Raw genomic sequence first — 17,015 nt, 5'->3', positions numbered from 1 at the left:
GCCGACTCAGGATTTGCTTAACAAGCTTTTCAGCGCCCGTTTTAAGGCCTGTTCTTGCGTGTGTCTGCCACTTGCTTCGGGAATGTCGCGGCCGATTCGGCTTAAAAATTGTGTGGCGAACAAGATCCGGCGCTCGGAAGCCAATTCGTCCCAGCGTTTTAACAAATCCAGCAGCAGGGTCTGATCGTCGCCGCTTAAACGGGAATGCAGGGTTAACGTGGAAATTTGCTGTAAGGAATGAGTTTTGTCGACGTTGTCATACACCAATACCAAGCCCGCCGCTAAATCGCCGATCCGCTGGTGCTTGCCGGTGAGGGCGACAGCCACCAAGCCCAGAAAATAAAAGCCGGGTAGCGAGTCTATCAGGCGAAACACATTACGCAACAACAGCGCGCCGATGCCGGGCGTATGCCCTTGTAAATCCACTAGGCGAACACCGGTCATGCGCTTGCCGGGCGTTCGTCCGGCCATCAGGATTTCCAGTACCGGGTGATACAAAAAATATATCAGTAGCGTCGGCAAGATTAAAACCAGGCCGGTGTCGCCGGGATGCCCCGGTTTAAACACGTTGCGTATTTCTTCCCAGTTAAAAAACGCCAAGCCGCAGATCGCTAACCAGCTGATCGCCAACAACAGCCGTATATGCCAGTCGATGACGAAGGCATAGGTGCGGGCGCCCATTCCGGCAATTTCCAACTGGTAATCCATACCGTCCGCCGATTGTATGCACAGGTAATCCTGGAAGGAACCGGGTTTATTCGGGGTGTTATTCATCATCTTAAAAATAGGGCAATTGTGTATTCAGGTTGGTGCCGGGTGTCTAACATCAGGCTGCCGCGATGGTGTCGCGCTTGTTCCGGTAATAAGCCAGTATCTGCCGGTCCAGATTCTGTGCGGTGGCGCTGGTTACCGCAACGCCGCTGCCCTGTAAACGCTTGCGGGTCAACTCGCGGCCGCGCAGGTATTCGAGAATGGCGAATTTCCGATAAGGGTCCTGCCAGTAGACCCCGTTTTGTTTCAGGTCATCGCCAATCGCCGGCTCGTCCAGTGTTGCGACCAGGACTTGATGTTTGGTGGAAAGTAATTTCCCGGCTTGAACCAGCTGCAAAGCGGCTTCCGGCTGTTCCAGTTCGGTCAGAAAAATCACCAGGCCGCGCCGTTTCAGCAGTTGCTTGACCTCCAGTGCGGCATTCAGGGCATTGGCGTTCTCGTTAAAGACTGTGAGCCGGCTCAACAACTGGCGTATGGCCCGGACCGATTTCATGCCGCCGGCCATCGGTGTTTTATCGACGGTTTGTTGGGCGTAGGCCAGACAGGCGATCCGGTCGCCTTGGTTGCTGGCGAATTCCGTCAATTTGGCGGCGACGTTGATGTAATGATGCAAGCGGTCCATGTGTTCGCTTTGCAAGCGGCTGCTCAAACCGCAATCGATCAGCACCGCAATTTCCAGCAAATGTTCGCGTTCGAAGTGCCGCACCATGGGCTTGCCGCGCCGGGCCGTGGCCTTCCAGTCTATGCTGCGCAAGGAATCGCCGCGACGATACTCGCTTAAATCCAAAAACTCGACGCCGCTACTGCGAGCCAGGGCGCTGCCACGGCTACCAAGCTGTTGCATGCCGGAGAGGTCTACGAAGTTGTTCAGTCGGGCGGGTTCTATCCGCATGGCGATGTCGTCGTCTATCCGCCGGGTCCACCAGCACAAGCCGAACGCGCCCAGCTGTTTTAAATACAAACTGCCCAAAGACGTGCAGCCCAAACGGGTGGGCGTAATCGAAAACTGCCGGCTTTGGGTTTCATGTGCGCCTAGCAGCCAAGGCTGCAGTGAGTTGTCGCCGGAAATGGCGGTGGGATAGTCGCTTTGGGTTTCGAATCGGACCTTGGAGCCGGCCCGGTTGCTGACTTGAATGCTGTAGCCGACTGATTCGCCCAGTGCCAGAGTGGCCGGAATTTGCCTATGCAACTCAATATTGTCCGTCAACCTGAAGCGTTCCCAAGCCATCAGCGTAATCAGCAAGGCCGCCGGCCATCGCCAGAAACCTTGCAGCGGTTCGCCGCTCCAGATACCGACGATGGCCAGCAGAATAATCAAGCCGGCCAGCAGCAGTGTCAAACGCGATATCGACATTATCTCGCTTCCGCGCTGCGGGGAACGGCGACCTGATTTTCGATTTCCCGGTAGATTTGGATGGCGGAGTAGCCTTCCAGCATGGCTTCGGAGCTGAGCAGTAAACGATGCCCGACTACCAGCGGCGCGACCGCTTTGATGTCGTCGGGGATCAGGAAATCGCGGCCGTCCAGAACTGCTTCGACTCGCGCGCAGCGCATCACGGCAAGTGCGCCGCGGGTCGATAGGCCCAGGCTTAAACGTGGATGGTTACGGCTGGCTTCCGCCAGCATAATGGCATAATGGTACAAACAGTCTTCGACATGAACAGCGGCGGCCTCTTGGCGCGCTTGCTGCAGCAACGTGTCGGGCAGGGCCTGGATTTGTTGCAACGCCGTGCTGTGCCCGCCGCCCGGTTTATCGTAATGGCTGAGCACCGCCACCTCCGCCGACAGTTGCGGATAAGCAATGTCCAGACGCACCAAAAAGCGATCCAGTTGCGATTCCAGCAAGGGATAAACGCCCTCGAAATCGAAGGGGTTTTGAGCGGCAATCAGAAAAAAGTTTTCCGCCAGCGGGTAGGTTTTTCTATCCAGCGTCACCAGTTTTTCTTCCATTGCCTGCAACAATGCCGATTGGGTCTTGGGGCCGGCGCGGTTGATTTCGTCAACCAGCACCACTTCATTAAACAAGGGGCCGGGGACGAATTCGAAACTGTTAGCCTCGGTGTTGAAGATGTGCAGACCGGTAATGTCGGACGGCATCAGATCGGCGGTGCCTTGGATGCGCCCGAAACTGCCGCTCATCAATTGCGCCAGCGATTTGGCCAACAGGGTTTTCCCCAGGCCCGGCGCACCCTCCAGCAGCACATGGCCGTCGGCAATCCAGGCGATGACCAAGCCATGCAGCACCTCATCCATGCCGAATACCACCTTGCCTATTTGTTGCCGCAGGTGAAGATTCAAATTTTGCGCTGCGTTGTTGCTCATAGCGTGACTGTCCTGATGTAAGTAATGGTGTTGGATAAACGCAGTAATGAAAGACGTTGTTTGGCTAACGCCCGTTTTAGTAGTGTGATCTGATCGTTACTTAACCGACTATGCTGTTCCAGCCAAAGCCAGACTTCGGCTTCGCTACGCATTCCCCGCCGAGCATGAATATCCGCCAACAGATGCTTAACCAGGGCCTCGGCCAATACAGGCTTGTTCAGGCGGCGCGCGAAAAATTCGGCGGTAACCTTGATGAAATCCCGCTTGGATAGTTGACTGTCAGCTTGGCGCACCGGCGCCAAGCGGCTGGTGTAACCGGCCACGTAAAGCAGCCAGAATATGCCAAAGCACCACAAGGTTTTATGCAGCCGTTGGTCTTTAAAAAAATGCTCGGGATCGTACAGTTCGGACAAACCGAAATGGTAATCGTCGAACAGCAATCGGCCTTCCGGCGTCAGGGATTGCTTGAGCAGATTGCCGATAAACCGGGCGTTGTCTGCTTGCCCCAGCCGCTGGTTACTAAACAAATTCGGGGTCAGTAGCAACACGATCCGGCCGGAGCCGGCATTCATCCACCAGGCGGTGGTGAGATGGCTATCGCGCTCGGACAGCAAGCGCAACGAGAGATTCTTAGGCTCGCTGCCGGTCAGCGTCCATGCGCTCTTTAACAACTCTGCCGAGGTTTGGGTCTGTAGGCTGGTTACGCCCTGCAGCAGGGGGTGCGAGGATTGAGCAAGCAACTGGCTGTCTTGAGGGAGAGCGCCTTTGAGGCTGTTTTGTAGGGTGTTTAGGGTGCTTTGCAGGGTTTTATCAGTCTCTGCTTCCGAGTCGTTTTGCTCATCTTGCTGATCTGGGGAATCCAGGATCCAATCGTAGCGTGACAAAAATTCCTTAACATCGCAAAAGCAATCCTCGGCAGCGGCCCAACCCGGATGCTGATACACGGCGCCCAGAACGATCAGCGTGTTGCCTTGCTCCAGCCAGTCCGCCAGCGCCGGCCACTCCGTTTCTCTGATTTCTTTGGAAGCGGGCATGCTGGCAATCAGCACATTGCCGCGCTCCGGAAGGGTTTTGTCTTTATTCAGATCGCTATAGCGTTTGCGAAAACTGACGACATTCAGCCCTTCGCGTTGTAACCAGGTAAAAAGCCCTTTCAGTCCATCTGTTCCACGGTCTGCGCTGGTCGGTAGCGATAGCGGTTTTTGCGCATCGGGATGGCGCGGCGACAACAACAAAATCACCAGCGCCAATGCCGCCAGTGCCGTCAGAAGGGTAATCAAACGTTCCTTCATGAGCGCGATTTGCCCAATAGCGCCTGCACCTCGCGCCGGTAATTGCCGACCAAGTCCGCATCAACAGGGCGATGGCCGTAAAGCAAGGGTTCGGATTGACGGACCAAGCGGGGAAATGCCGAGTCCGGTTGTCGGGCTTGTTGTTGAAAATGACTAACGAGTTGTCGATGGGTCAGGCTGGGGTCGGCCGGAAGCAGTTGGCGTTGGACCAACGCGTTTATCAGTTGGGCCAGCAAGGCGCCGATTTGCTCTTGCGGCGTTAAGGCCTTAATCGCCGGATGCGAAGCCGATGATTGCGTTTCAGTGATCTTATCGGCGGGGCTGACGGGCTGGCGCTTGCCGGAAAATTTGCGAAAAACGCCGGCTTGATACAATTCGCTAATCACCAGCCAGGTCGATAGCGCCAGCAATAAGGCAATCGACACGTAGATGATAATCTCTGCCGCTTGTTGCGATGGCTTTAAGGCTGCCAGCCAGCGTTGCAGCCACTGGTATTGGTCTTCATGATCCGCCGGCTTGAGGCTATCCAGCCATTTCAGGATGGTTTGCCACCAATCCGCTTGCGAGTCATCGGTTGGTGCGATCAAAATTTCAGCTAACAATAGCGTCAGGCCTTCTTGGCGGATAGTCCCCGAATTACCCAGGCTGTCGGCCAACAGCGCCAGTTGCGTGGCGCTAACGTCGGCGGTTAATGGTGGATCTAAACTGGTCAGCAGGCCCTGGTTTGCCAATTCCTTGAACAGAGCCGGACAGTCTTTTTTTATATTCAGCTGTTGCCCGGTTTGTTGCCGGGCAAGGTTCAGACAGGTTTGTAAGCTGCTGTCTTGCGCCTGGGATGAGCCGGCCAGACACAACAGCAGTAAAGCAGCAAACCGCATTATCTGCCTAGGCGAGAGGCAAGGTCGCTGCCCGATTTACGCAACTTCAAGTCGTGAAACTGGACGTAACCCAGCGCGAAAAAATAGGGCATGAAAAACACCGACAATAAGTTCATCAAAATTTGCATTAAGACTTGATTGTCTGCCGTCGCCAGAAAGGCCATCAAAAACCCCATAGCAAACAGTACTGCCATCCAGATGACCATCGGTACGGTAAAGATTGTCGCAGTCCGCCACCAATGTCCCCAAACTAAAGAGTGGCTGGCTCTAAGAGCTCTATAGCCGCCAAGGCCGTCGATGACGATGAAATAGAGATAAAACATCAAAGACAAGGTCAAAATCAAGCCCGGTACCAGCAGCAGGATATAGCCCACGATTATCGCAACCATATATAGGAACGCGGCAAGGAACGTCGAGGGAAAAGCTCTGAATCCGGCCGTTATCGCTTCGGAAAAACTGTCTTCCCGTTCGTTGATGACATTATCCATGCGGTAAATAAGGGCGGCATAAGGTACAAAAGTCAAAGCGATAATTACAATTAAAAAGCCTAGTAAGGGAAGGTGTTCGCCGGGAAATGCCATTGCTTCGGTCGGCGGAGTTGACGGCGAGGGTTGCAATTGCAGTGTTATTAAGCTCGTTGCGATGAAAAGCGCGGCAAGTATTGAAAAAATGCCCCATAGTCTGCTGAAGCAGGCCGAATACAGTTTGATACTGGCATCCAAAATTTTCGCAATACTGGCGGGTTCAGTTGCTAATAGTCGCATGAGTGAATTCCTAAAGTGAAGGTTGCGGAGCTTGGCTCCCGCTAAATGTTCGAAAACAAATTGTGATAGCCGTTAGGAAACGAAGTATAGACAATTAGTTCTGAATTGGTCTATGCGTAAATGTCCTGAATATCAGGCGTCGAAGTCCTAGCGTAGCAGGCACTCCGCTCGCTCGGTCCGCCTTCACTGATTTGATCGGAATACGCAAATCACTATGGGAGTGGCCGTCGGCATCATTGCGCCGACGGCTTAATGCAAGAAAGTTATAAGAGGGTATTGTGCTAAATCACCTGAGGAATAGCAGAGCGGGGACTATTTATTCCGAAAAAACGCTTCTAACGCTTTTGCCCGGTCGGCACTGACTATTTGCGCGTGCGGGCGACTTTCGATCAGTTGTATATAAGCCTCAATGCCCGGAATATGCGTATTCACCAAATTCTCGCCGTAGATTTTTTGGGTGACAAAGCCCACCAATTGCAGATGCGGCCAAGCCACAATGTCTGCCGTACTAAAACGGTCGCCCAGCGCGTAGGGCGATAATTTCAGCAGCTTGGCTAAGCCCTTTAGCCCGGTATCGAGCTTGGCTCTGACTTCGTCCTTGGTTTCTTGCGATATGGCGTTGCCGAACAGCACTTCCCCATACAAGCGGCGGGCGATCAGTTCAACGTTCAATTCAAGATGCTGGATAAATTCCCGACATTTGCCGCGCTCGTAAGCATCGGTCGGATACAGCGGATGCTCTGGGAATGCATCTTCCAGATACTCCAGGATGGCTTGCGATTCGGATAGATAACCGTCGCTGGTTTTGATGAACGGGATTTTTCCCAGCGGCGAACGCTTTAACAATTCTTCGCTCTGGCTGGGCGGGGTAAACTCTTCGATGAACGCTATATCTTTTTCCATCAACGCAAATTTGATTTTGTTGTAATAGTTGCTGATTGCCACGCCGTACAAAGTAATCATCGAATAATCTCCAGTAGTTGAATTAAAGACTGCGCTATAACAGACCGGTCAGTCTATTGAAATAATACATACCGGTCTGTATAGTTGCAACCTGTTTTTTCCAGATACTTAAATTATGGCTCGTAATCTCCAAGATCACATTTTGCAAACCGCCTCTGCGCTGTTTTACAGCCAAGGCATCAAGGCCACCGGCGTCGATACAATAGTAAAAGCCGCCGGCACCACCAAAATGAGTCTGTATAAGTACTTTCCGTCAAAAGACGATCTGGTCTTGGCGCACCTAAGCAAAAGCCGGGAAGCCATGCTCAATCGCATCCTGGCCGGCATGGAACAGCACGCCAGCGAACCCAAGCAAAAGTTGCTGGCGGTGTTTGCGGTATTCGATGAATTATCATCCAGCCCGGAGTTTCGCGGCTGCCCGTTTATCAATGCGGCTGCCGAATTTGCCGAAGCCTCCAACCCGGTGCAATTAGCCGCCGCCGAGTTTTCCGACACCTTTCAACAAATATTGACAGATTTAGCCCGGCAAGCCGGCGCACGGAATCCGGAAGCACTGTCCCAACAATTGGCAATGCTGATTTCCGGGGCCATGGTTAGCGAACAGAGACGCCGAGAATCCGGGGCAATGCGCACCGCCGCCGCCGCCGCGAAAGTCCTGATCGAACAAAGTTTAGCCTGCGCAGAATAAACGTAACCCAGGCAGCTGGCTGTGTCGTGTAGAGCGGTAAGCCGGCAACTACCTTACAATATGGCTACCTTAGACCTCAATGAGAGGTCTCATCAATCTTTGGATCCAACTGCTTTTGAGCTCACTACGCCAACTCGTTTCGCAAACCGCCATCTACGGTCTCAGCAGTATCGTCGGCCGTTTTTTGAATTATCTGCTGGTGCCGCTGTACACCTACACCTTCAGCGCCGGCGAATACGGCGTGGTCTCCGAGTTTTATGCTTATGCCGGATTTTTTGCGGTGTTGTTAGTGCTGGGTTTGGAGACCGGTTATTTCCGCTTCCGACAGCGGCCGGAATTTAGCGGCGACCAGATTTACCGTACTGCTTTAAGCTTTTTACTGATAGCCAATCTCGGTTTCATCGCAGCAATCTACTATTGGCAACAGCCATTGGCCGACTGGCTGCAGTATCCACAGCATCCGGAGTATTTGCTGTGGTTCGGCTGGCTTCTGGCGCTGGATGCCTTGTCGGCACTGCCGTTTGCCCGGCTGCGCGCCGAGAACCGGGCCTGGCGTTTCGCCGGCATCAAAATGACCGAGATTTTCATCGGCATTGCTTTGAATCTGTTGTTTTTGTTGGTCTGGCCCAAGTTGCAAAACCTCTGGCCGGATAATGAGCTGGCCGACTATTACGACCCTAAACTGGGCGTGGGTTACATATTTTTAGCCAATCTGGCCGCCAGTATTTGTAAGCTGCTGCTATTACTGCCGCAATTTCGTGCGGTGCGTTTCCAGCTCGACCCGAGCGTGCTCGGACCGATGCTGCGTTACTCTCTGCCCATGGTCATCATCGGCTTTGCCGGCATGGTCAACGAAATGCTGGATAGGGCGATTCTGAAAGTCTTGTTGCCTTACGATTTGCCCACCAATTTGAAAATGCTGGGGATTTACGGTGCCTGCTACAAGCTGTCGATTTTGATGAGCTTATTCGTGCAGGCCTTTCGCTACGCCGGCGAGCCGTTTTTCTTCTCCTACGCCGGTCGTGCCGACGCCAAACGCGCTTATGCGCTGGTGATGCAGTATTTCGTCATTGCAGGGATGTTTATCTTTTTAGTCGTGATGCTGTTCATCGACCTGTTCAAATATTTTATCGGCGAAGAGTATCGAGTGGGTCTGGAGGTGGTGCCTATATTGCTGATGGCAAATCTGCTGCTGGGGATCTATGTCAATCTATCGGTTTGGTACAAGCTAAGTGACCGCACCGGCTTGGGCGCCTGGGTATCGCTGGCCGGAGCGGGCCTGACGATTGTTTTGAATATCTGCTGGATACCGATTTGGGGCTATGTCGGCTCGGCGTGGGCAACGCTGGCTTGTTATTTGTTTATGGTGGTTTGCTCTTGGGCTTTGGGCCGGCACTATTATCCGGTGAGCTATCCGCTCATGAAGATCACCGGTTATTTCGGCTTGGGTCTGGCGCTATATTTTGCCAACCGTTACGTGTTGGATATTTATCAGGTGAATGTATGGCTGGCGGGTAGCCTGGGCTTGGCTACTTATATAGGCATTGCTGCTTGGCTGGATGTCAGGCCGATATTACAAAGGCGGCGTAGCGCTTAAGCTTTCGGCAACTGTTCGACATAGATAGGCCTCAACCGAGTGGCTTGCAAAATCTTGCTACGTCGCTCGGCAGCCTGCTGCAAAAACAGTTCGCGAGTCTGTGTATCCGCCGTAGACCACAGGCGGATTTCATCCAGTGAGCGGTAACAGCCCAAGCAAATATCGTCGTCGTTCAGACAACAGTTACGGACACAAGGCGATGCCGGGAAGTTTGCGGAGTTAATCATTTCATGTCCGATGTTTCACTGAAAAACTGCTGAGCCTGTTCGACATCCCGGCTGATTTGCAGTTTCAACTCGCTCAGCGAGGCAAAACGGATTTCGTCGCGCAGCTTCTTTTTAAAATGCACTTCCACGTAATGCCCGTAAATGTCTTGATTGAAGTTGAATAAATGCGTTTCCAAGACTACCTTGGCACCGCCGTCGAAAGTGGGGCGGGTGCCGACATTGGCGACCCCTTGGTACTCGTTGCCATTCAAACCGGTCATCGTCACCGCGAATACGCCCACGACCGGCGTATTTTTCCGAAACATCCGCACATTGGCGGTCGGAAAGCCCAACTCCCTGCCGCGTTTGTCGCCGTGCGCCACCCGGCCGCAGACCGAATAGTCCCGGCCCAACATCAGCTTGGCTTGCTCCAATTCGCCTTCGCCGAGAGCATCGCGAATCAGCGTGCTGCTGACTCGCAAACCGGCGAGCTCGAAAGAATGACTATCTTCCACCGCAAAGCCATACTCGTGGCCGCGATGCTGCAACAGCGCAAAATTGCCGCGCCGCGCCTTGCCAAAGTGAAAATCGTCACCGACCACCAAATGCTTGACGCGCAAGCGCTCGACCAAAATGTCGCGAATGAAATGCTCCGCATCGTAATCGGCCAGATTGCGGTTAAAGGGTAAAACCAGCAATTCGTCGACCGGCAATTTAGCAAACTGAATGGTTTTCTCGCGCAAACGGGTCAGTCTGGACGGTGCGTGGTCGCCGAGGAAATACTCCAAAGGCTGGGGTTCAAAGACCATTGCCAAGGTCGGCAAGTGCAAGCGCCGGCCATGCTCCGCCAGCTTTTCGATCACCAGTTGATGTCCAAGATGCAGACCGTCGAAATTGCCTATGGTCAACACGCAGCCGTTACGTAACGGCTCAAGATGATTCAAACCCCTAATTAAGCGCATGATGGCTGTCTGACTAAAAAGCCTAATTCTATCAGTAACAGCCCTTGAGCGACCATGCCAGCAGTTGCCCGTGCATTGAGCGGCAGTAAAATTCGTCTTGCCGCGTCATGGTTTTCCACCGAATATAAGTCACCCTAATTCTCCGGCATACCCGACATGACAACGATAAACAGCATTTGCATCTATTGCGGCTCCAGTCCCGGCCGGATTGATGCGTATGGCGAGGCCGCGCAGACCTTGGCCAAAGCCCTGGTCAGCCGTAACATCCGCTTGGTATACGGCGGTGCTGGAATCGGCATCATGGGTACGGTCGCGGATCAGGTGTTAAAGCTCGGCGGTCAAGCCATTGGCGTTATTCCCAAAGCCTTGGCGCACAAGGAGGTCGCCCATCCCAATCTCACCGAATTGCACGTCACCCAATCCATGCACGAGCGAAAAATGCTGATGGCCGAACTGGCGGACGGCTTTATCGCGCTACCCGGCGGCATCGGCACCCTGGAGGAATTATTCGAGATTTGGACCTGGGCGCAGCTGGGCTTTCATCAAAAGCCCTGCGGCGTGTTGAATGTGGCGGGCTATTACGATGCCTTGATTAGTTTTCTGGACCACGTCGCGGCGGAGCAATTCGTTAAGCCGCACCACAGAGATATGTTAATGGTCGAGTCCGACCCGCAGTTATTGTTGGAGCGTTATGCCAATTATCAGCCACCCGCTATAAAACATTGGGTTAACAAAGACCAAACATGAGCCGGCATATCGCTGTGGCGGGGTTATTTTTTATGCTGATTGAGAGTTTACGGTCTTGGACTATCATCGACAGTACGTAACAGGCGATTTTTAGAGTTTGATGAATATGGCTAAGGTAAACAGCAAGAAATTGAATCGTAGAGTGGCTTTTCGCATCTATGAACATGCCAATCTTTTCTATCGAAAAATTGACCAAAATCGGCACGGGCAAGCGCTGGAAAACTTCGATAGTTTGTTGGGTAACCTTGATCTGTCTGATGCGGCGACGCCTCATGCACTGCCCGATTCACAAAGCGAGGAAAACGACACGCTCAACGTCAATATTAGCGCCAGCGGCATTGCGTTTACCTCAAAAGATTCTTTGCAAGCCGGCGATTATCTAATGCTGCGGATATTGCTGTTATCCAGCATGACTGCAATCACGACCTGCTGTCAGGTGGTGCATTGCAAACCCAGCAACCCTTACGAAAACGACCGTTATCCGTATTTAATCGGCGCCCAATTCGTCAATCTGACGCCCGAAGATACCGCTCTGTTAAACAAGCATATCGACAAAACCAAAAAACAACAGCGGGCGGTGAACGGCCTGCTGTTAAGCCTGGCCTTATTAGTTCTGGCCATGCCTGATGCCGCATTCGGGCTGCTGATGGGCTTGATCCATCATGTTTTCGAAGTGGTTTTACACTTCATACACCTGATCTTCGAGTCTGCCGAATACAATCTAGATCATGTCATAGAACACGCATTCCATACCGATACGCATACTACGCAAGTCATCGTTTTTTATATTTTATGTGCGCTCGGCTTGACCGGTCTTTACTTTGTTTGGCGTATTGTTCCGCACAACTGTCGGCGGGCGGGCAATGGGCTGATAGCCTTCTGGTGTCGCAAAAAAGCCAGTTGCCTTTATTTTTGGAGCCAGCAAGCGCTGGTAGACAAGATCAAGATTGTCGGAATCGGCGTTATAGCTGTGAGCGGCTATGCCTATTTTGGGATGTAGGGGCTATGGTTTTCCCCTGAATTAGGCTGGACCGACATAACAGCCCAGCCCTGTTCAAGCCTTACAGCGCTTTATACAGTTCGATTGTCTTGGTCAATTGCTCGGTAGCTTTGGCTACGTTACCGCTTTTGGACAGAATTTGTCCTTGCATCAAAGAGGCATGAGCTTTTTTAGCCGCTTCGGAGGTGCTGGCAATCGCTTCGGAACTAGTTCTAGCGGCTTTCAGATGAATCTGCGCAGCGGAGAAATCGCTTTTGCTTACTTCAACCAACGCTTTTTCGATGTGAGCGATAATGCCGGCGGTACCTGATTGTGTTGCAGCAGCCGGTGCTTCTTCGGCAGCAAAGGCGCAAACGCTGACCAGACTCAAAGATGCTGCCAATGACAGAGTTAAAACTGCTTTTGTAAATAATTTCATTAAGTAGATTTCGTGTGATGGTTAATAGGTCCAATGCCCTAAAAAACACGTCATCACAGAATAGATTTTTTGCACCGGCAACTTATAAGTCTAAGTTCGTCGTGAAGTAGCACCGGTACAGCACCTTTGCCATATAGCCGACAGAAGGCTTGAAGCAAATCCATGCTGATGGGAAGTATCTTTTTTCCTACTGGGTCCAATTGAAAAACGTTATTGCTTTTCAGGGGCCATCATAACGGATTTAGCGTGCCGGCAATGGACCATTTGCGCCGGGCAGTTGCGACAAGTTGCCGCAACGCGCCGATTCGCAGCTTTATTGGACGCAAGCAGGCGTTCTGCCGCCGGCAATGATTTATAATGCCCCACCCGCCTTTTGCCGCATTCATCCATCATGATAGACACTCTGTACATCGAATCCGCTATCGAGCAGCACCCGCGCGTAGCAACGATTCGGCGGCGTTTTCCGCAAGCGCGGACGGTGGTTTGCGAGCGATACGGTGAGGTGTTCAATCCCAAGGCGCAGAACTTTCGCTTACAAAAACAGCATCCAGCCCTGATTCTGGCAGAAAAATACCAAAAGTTCGTGTTGCCGGCGCCGGCCGGTTACGGCATCGGCGGCGAGCGCAATTATTATTTTTCGCACATGCTCAATTGCTTATACGACTGCCGTTACTGTTTTTTGCAGGGCATGTACCAGTCGGCCAATTATGTGCTGTTTGTGAATTACGAGGATTTTCAGGAACAGATTCGCCAAACCTGCCTGGAAACGCCGGAACAGGATGTGTACTTTTTCTCGGGTTACGATTGCGACAGCCTGGCTTTTGAACCGGTCACCGACTTTGCTGAACAGTTTTTGCCGGTGTTTGCCGAGTTGCCCAATGCCTGGTTGGAGTTGCGCACCAAGAGCACACAGATCAGAAGCCTATTAAGCCGCGAAGTGGTGCCGCGTTGCGTGGTGGCTTTCAGCCTGTCGCCGGATGCGGTGGCCGATAAAGTGGAAGCCAAAGCCCCGGTGGTGGCCAAGCGTATCGAAGCCGCCGCTAAATTGCAGCAACAAGGCTGGCAAATCGGTTTGCGCTTCGACCCCTTGATTTATCAGCACGACTATCGCCAGCAATACCGGGCCTTGTTCGATCAAGTCTTTGCGGTCATCGATGCCCAGGCACTACATTCGGTCAGCCTGGGCGTGTTTCGTTTGCCGGAGCAATATTTCAAAAAAATTCATAAGCTATATCCGGATGAAAGATTGTTCGCCAGCCCGCTGCAAACTGCGTCCGGCATGGTGTCTTACCGCGCCGATCTGGAACAGGCGATGATGGCCGATTGCGCGCAAATGCTGCTGGAATACATCCCGCAAAGCGCCTTTTTCCCATGCACACTGTAAAGCGCACGGTACTGGTGACCGGCGCCAGTTCCGGTATTGGTCGGGCGATAGCCCAGCAATTGCTGGCGCAAGGTCATCAAGTAATTGGTACATCGCGCGATTGCCGGAAGTTTTCCAAACATCACCCCCATTTTATCGGCCGCGAGCTGGATCTAGCGCAATTGGCCGATGTGCCGCCGTTTGCCAAGCAACTGCAAAGCGATTTCCCGGCATTGGATGCGGTGGTATTTGCCGCCGGTTACGGCCAATTCGGCGGTTTGGAGCAGTTTTCCTACGCGCAAATCGATAACTTGATGACGGTAAATTTCACCGCTCAAGCCTATTTGACGCGGGCACTGCTACCAAAGCTAAAGCAACAAGCACACGCCAACCTGGTGTATATCGGCTCGGAAGCCGCGTTAAAAGGCAGCCGCAACGGCAGCATCTATTGCGCCAGTAAATTTGCCTTACGCGGCTTTAGCCAGGCCTTGCGCGACGAGTGCGGCAAAAGCCCAGTGCGGGTGTCCTTGGTTAATCCGGGCATGGTCGATACCGCATTTTTTGATACCTTGTCATTCGCACCGGGCAAACAGTCCGGCCAAGCCTTGCTGGTGGAGGATATTGCCGATGCGGTTTCTTATATCCTGCAAGCCGGCCCGCATTGCGTCATCGACGAAATCAATTTAAACCCATCCAGCAAAGTGATCGAATTTAAGAAATAACCCCAAATGCTAGCCAAACTAATCGTTTATTGCGCTTACTACTTAAAATCCGCCGACTGGTATCGCAGAGCCAAGCTGTTTTTTTACGACCTGCTGGAAAACAGCCATAGCCGCAAAAAGAAATATTTCGACGCGACGATGATCTGCTTGCTGATTTTGAGCGTGATTTTTCTGATTTACGACATCGAACACGAAGACAGCAAGATGGGCGGCTATTTCGAGCTGGCGATTTTGATGGTGTTCATCGTCGAATATCTGATCAGGGGCTGGATTTACTCGGACACCTACAAAGTCATCATCGAGGAATACGAGAAAGCGCTGTATTTAAATCTGGATTTCAAGCTGCTCGGGGTATTTCGCAAAGCCTTTGTCAGAGATATTGAGTACATCACCTCGCCGTTTGCGATTATCGATATTCTGGCTATTTTGCCCAGCTACCGGCCGTTGGCGATCCTGCGTATCTTCATCATTTTTCGGCTATTCAAGCTATTTCGATACTCCAATAGCGCCAAATTGTTCGCCGACGCCTTGGCCAGCAAACGCTTCGAATTGATGACCTTGTTGATCTTCACCTGCTTTTTGGTGTTTATCGCCAGCGTGTCGATTTACATGTTCGAGTACCAAGCGCCCGATAGCGGCATCCATAATTTATTCGACGCCTTTTATTGGACCATCGTTACCTTGGCGACGGTGGGCTTTGGCGACATCACGCCGCAAACCACCGGCGGGCGCTGGGTGACGATTTTTTTGATACTGGCCAGCTTGGGCGTGTTGTCGTTTTTCACCTCCATCCTGATCGCCGCTTTCAGCGAGAAAATGTTGTCGGTTCGTGAATCCAGAACCTACGCCGAACTGGACCGCTATGACAATTTCATCATCATTTGCGGCTTTGGCCGGGTCGGGCAGGAAATTGCCCGGCATTTACACAACGACAGACAAAAATTTTTAGTCATCGATAGAGTCTCGGCGCGAATTGATTTGGCTAAGAAACGCGGTTATCTGGCGATAGAAAGCGATGCCAGTAACAATGAAGTGTTGATCAACGCCGGTATTTGCCGCGGTGCCAGCGCCATTCTGTGCATTACCGGCGACGATGTGATTAACGTCTATGTGACTTTAACCAGCCGGCACTTGAATAAGAACCTGCGGATTATTTCCCGCGCCAACCGGCACGACAACGTCAATAAGCTCTACCAGGCCGGCGCTGATAATGTCATCAGGCCGTTCGAGATTGCCGGTTTGCTGGCGGCGGAATTTGTGGGTCAGCCCGTCGCTTTCGAGGCTATCTCCGGCATTTTGCACAATCAAACCGAGACCGTGATGGAGTCGGTGTTGGTGAGCGAAAAGTCGCCGCTGGATAATCAAAAAATCGGCCAACTGGATTTGCAGCAGCGCAAGCTCACCTTGCTGGGCGTGATCAGCGACAATCCGATTCATCTGAAACATAAGAATAAATACCAGGTGAATCAGCAACATTTTTATTTCAATCCGGAAGTGGACTTTATCCTGCGGCACGGCGACATGCTGGTGTTATTGGGCCGCAAGTATGGTATCGATCATTTTCGCGATCAGGTGGAACAACGCCGCCTATTCAGCAGGCAGCCTAAATGAAAAACATCGCCGTATTCGGTTACAACCGGCTGTCGTTCGAGGCGATTAGCCGGCTGGATAAAGAGCTCTATCAAATCACCGTGATCGATCACGATCCGGTCAAAGCGGCGCTGGCGCGGGAAAACGGCTTCGAAACCGCCAATATCGATTTCCGTAGCGACGATGATTTGAAGCTGATCGGGATTGGTGCGCATATCGATACGCTGTTTTGCTTTTTCGATACCGACTCGGAAAATGTATTTCTGACGCTATCGGCGCGGGCGCTGGATAAGGCGTTGAATATCGTCGCGATTGTCGATAGTCCGGAGTCGGCGGAAAAACTGATAGCGGCGGGCGCCAACAAGATTATCGACCCGTATGAAATCTGCGGGCGCAAAATTCACGATATGCTGAAGCGGCCGGACATCAATGATATTTTCGATCACACCGTATTCGGCAGACACGATTTACATCTGGCTGAGGTGACGATTCCGGAAAACAGCTATCTAGAGAATGCCCATGTCACCCAGCTGCATTTAAGTTCGCAGTACAATTTGATACTGATCGGCATCGTCAATAAACAAGTCAGCGAACAAATGCATTTTGTGGCGGAGGAATTTGATCGCCGATTGAGTGTTGGCGATATATTGGTGATATTGGGGCCCTCGCGGGAAATTAGAGCATTTAAAAAGGACGTCGAAAATGAGTTTTGTAAAATCTAGTTCGCACTTG

Annotated in this window: 18 protein-coding genes; 8 read left to right on the top strand and 10 right to left on the bottom strand. The window is 52.2% G+C overall.

Annotated elements, in window-relative coordinates:
- Positions 1–6: 6 nt before the first annotated feature.
- The 7 genes from EBB_RS02340 to EBB_RS02310 all read right to left on the bottom strand — a co-directional run bounded on the left by EBB_RS02340 (position 7) and on the right by EBB_RS02310 (position 6,990).
- Positions 7–777 (bottom strand): RDD family protein, encoded by a 771-nt coding sequence (locus EBB_RS02340; RefSeq protein ID WP_192392294.1) that lies wholly within the window; start codon positions 775–777, stop codon positions 7–9.
- Between the two features lie 49 nt (positions 778–826).
- Positions 827–2,125, bottom strand: a complete 1,299-nt coding sequence (locus EBB_RS02335; RefSeq protein ID WP_192392293.1) for a DUF58 domain-containing protein — start codon at positions 2,123–2,125, stop codon at positions 827–829.
- The gene (locus tag EBB_RS02330; RefSeq protein ID WP_192392292.1) at positions 2,125–3,093 is read right to left on the bottom strand and encodes an AAA family ATPase; all 969 of its coding nucleotides are present in this window, start codon (positions 3,091–3,093) and stop codon (positions 2,125–2,127) included. The genes EBB_RS02335 and EBB_RS02330 overlap by 1 nt, the downstream gene beginning before the upstream one ends.
- Entirely contained in the window at positions 3,090–4,385 is a 1,296-nt protein-coding gene (locus EBB_RS02325) for a DUF4350 domain-containing protein (RefSeq protein WP_192392291.1), read from the bottom strand. Before EBB_RS02325 ends, EBB_RS02330 begins: the two co-directional genes overlap by 4 nt.
- Positions 4,382–5,263, bottom strand: a complete 882-nt coding sequence (locus tag EBB_RS02320; protein ID WP_192392290.1) for a DUF4129 domain-containing protein — start codon at positions 5,261–5,263, stop codon at positions 4,382–4,384. Before EBB_RS02320 ends, EBB_RS02325 begins: the two co-directional genes overlap by 4 nt.
- Positions 5,263–6,027 carry a YciC family protein gene (locus tag EBB_RS02315; protein WP_192392289.1) on the bottom strand — a complete coding sequence of 255 codons (765 nt, stop codon included), beginning with the start codon at positions 6,025–6,027 and terminating at the stop codon, positions 5,263–5,265. Before EBB_RS02315 ends, EBB_RS02320 begins: the two co-directional genes overlap by 1 nt.
- Before the next feature lie 312 nt (positions 6,028–6,339).
- On the bottom strand, positions 6,340–6,990 hold the full coding sequence (locus EBB_RS02310) for a glutathione S-transferase family protein (RefSeq protein ID WP_192392288.1): 651 nt from the start codon (positions 6,988–6,990) through the stop codon (positions 6,340–6,342).
- A gap of 115 nt (positions 6,991–7,105) precedes the next feature.
- Here EBB_RS02310 and EBB_RS02305 point away from each other — a divergent pair, with 115 nt between their 5' ends.
- Positions 7,106–7,678, top strand: coding sequence for a TetR/AcrR family transcriptional regulator (locus EBB_RS02305; protein WP_192392287.1), 573 nt, complete (start codon positions 7,106–7,108; stop codon positions 7,676–7,678).
- A gap of 115 nt (positions 7,679–7,793) precedes the next feature.
- Positions 7,794–9,275: a polysaccharide biosynthesis C-terminal domain-containing protein gene (locus EBB_RS02300; protein ID WP_192392286.1), complete on the top strand. Its 1,482-nt coding sequence runs from the start codon at positions 7,794–7,796 to the stop codon at positions 9,273–9,275.
- Here the strand turns inward: EBB_RS02300 and EBB_RS02295 are convergent.
- Both EBB_RS02295 and ribF read right to left on the bottom strand, forming a co-directional pair.
- Positions 9,272–9,502, bottom strand: a complete 231-nt coding sequence (locus tag EBB_RS02295; protein WP_192392285.1) for a DUF1289 domain-containing protein — start codon at positions 9,500–9,502, stop codon at positions 9,272–9,274. The two genes, EBB_RS02300 and EBB_RS02295, sit on opposite strands and share 4 nt — an antisense overlap.
- Entirely contained in the window at positions 9,499–10,443 is a 945-nt protein-coding gene (gene ribF, locus EBB_RS02290) for a bifunctional riboflavin kinase/FAD synthetase (RefSeq protein ID WP_192392284.1), read from the bottom strand. The genes EBB_RS02295 and ribF overlap by 4 nt, the downstream gene beginning before the upstream one ends.
- A 156-nt stretch (positions 10,444–10,599) precedes the next feature.
- Here ribF and EBB_RS02285 point away from each other — a divergent pair, with 156 nt between their 5' ends.
- Complete coding sequence (locus EBB_RS02285) at positions 10,600–11,190, top strand: LOG family protein (protein ID WP_192392283.1); 591 nt, start codon at positions 10,600–10,602, stop codon at positions 11,188–11,190.
- A gap of 106 nt (positions 11,191–11,296) precedes the next feature.
- A complete protein-coding gene (locus EBB_RS02280) occupies positions 11,297–12,190 on the top strand; it encodes a PilZ domain-containing protein (protein WP_192392282.1) in 894 nt (297 codons plus the stop codon).
- A 61-nt stretch (positions 12,191–12,251) separates the two neighbouring features.
- Here the strand turns inward: EBB_RS02280 and EBB_RS02275 are convergent, their stop codons facing one another.
- Positions 12,252–12,608 carry a hypothetical protein gene (locus EBB_RS02275; RefSeq protein ID WP_192392281.1) on the bottom strand — a complete coding sequence of 119 codons (357 nt, stop codon included), beginning with the start codon at positions 12,606–12,608 and terminating at the stop codon, positions 12,252–12,254.
- A gap of 391 nt (positions 12,609–12,999) precedes the next feature.
- On the opposite strand from EBB_RS02275, the gene EBB_RS02270 reads away from it, so the two are divergent.
- The 4 genes from EBB_RS02270 to EBB_RS02255 are packed head-to-tail and all read left to right on the top strand — an operon-like array spanning position 13,000 to position 17,005.
- Positions 13,000–13,992, top strand: a complete 993-nt coding sequence (locus EBB_RS02270) for an SPL family radical SAM protein (protein ID WP_192392280.1) — start codon at positions 13,000–13,002, stop codon at positions 13,990–13,992.
- Positions 13,980–14,693, top strand: coding sequence for an SDR family oxidoreductase (locus EBB_RS02265; protein ID WP_192392279.1), 714 nt, complete (start codon positions 13,980–13,982; stop codon positions 14,691–14,693). Before EBB_RS02270 ends, EBB_RS02265 begins: the two co-directional genes overlap by 13 nt.
- A gap of 6 nt (positions 14,694–14,699) precedes the next feature.
- A complete protein-coding gene (locus EBB_RS02260) occupies positions 14,700–16,304 on the top strand; it encodes an NAD-binding protein (RefSeq protein WP_192392278.1) in 1,605 nt (534 codons plus the stop codon).
- Entirely contained in the window at positions 16,301–17,005 is a 705-nt protein-coding gene (locus tag EBB_RS02255) for a potassium channel family protein (RefSeq protein WP_192392277.1), read from the top strand. The genes EBB_RS02260 and EBB_RS02255 overlap by 4 nt, the downstream gene beginning before the upstream one ends.
- Positions 17,006–17,015 lie beyond the last annotated feature (10 nt).

The sequence above is a fragment of the Methylomonas fluvii genome (assembly GCF_014850975.1).
GTDB classification, from domain to species: domain Bacteria; phylum Pseudomonadota; class Gammaproteobacteria; order Methylococcales; family Methylomonadaceae; genus Methylomonas; species Methylomonas fluvii.
Note: the sequence above shows the minus strand (reverse complement) of the source record. Positions and strands in the feature narration are given on the sequence as shown.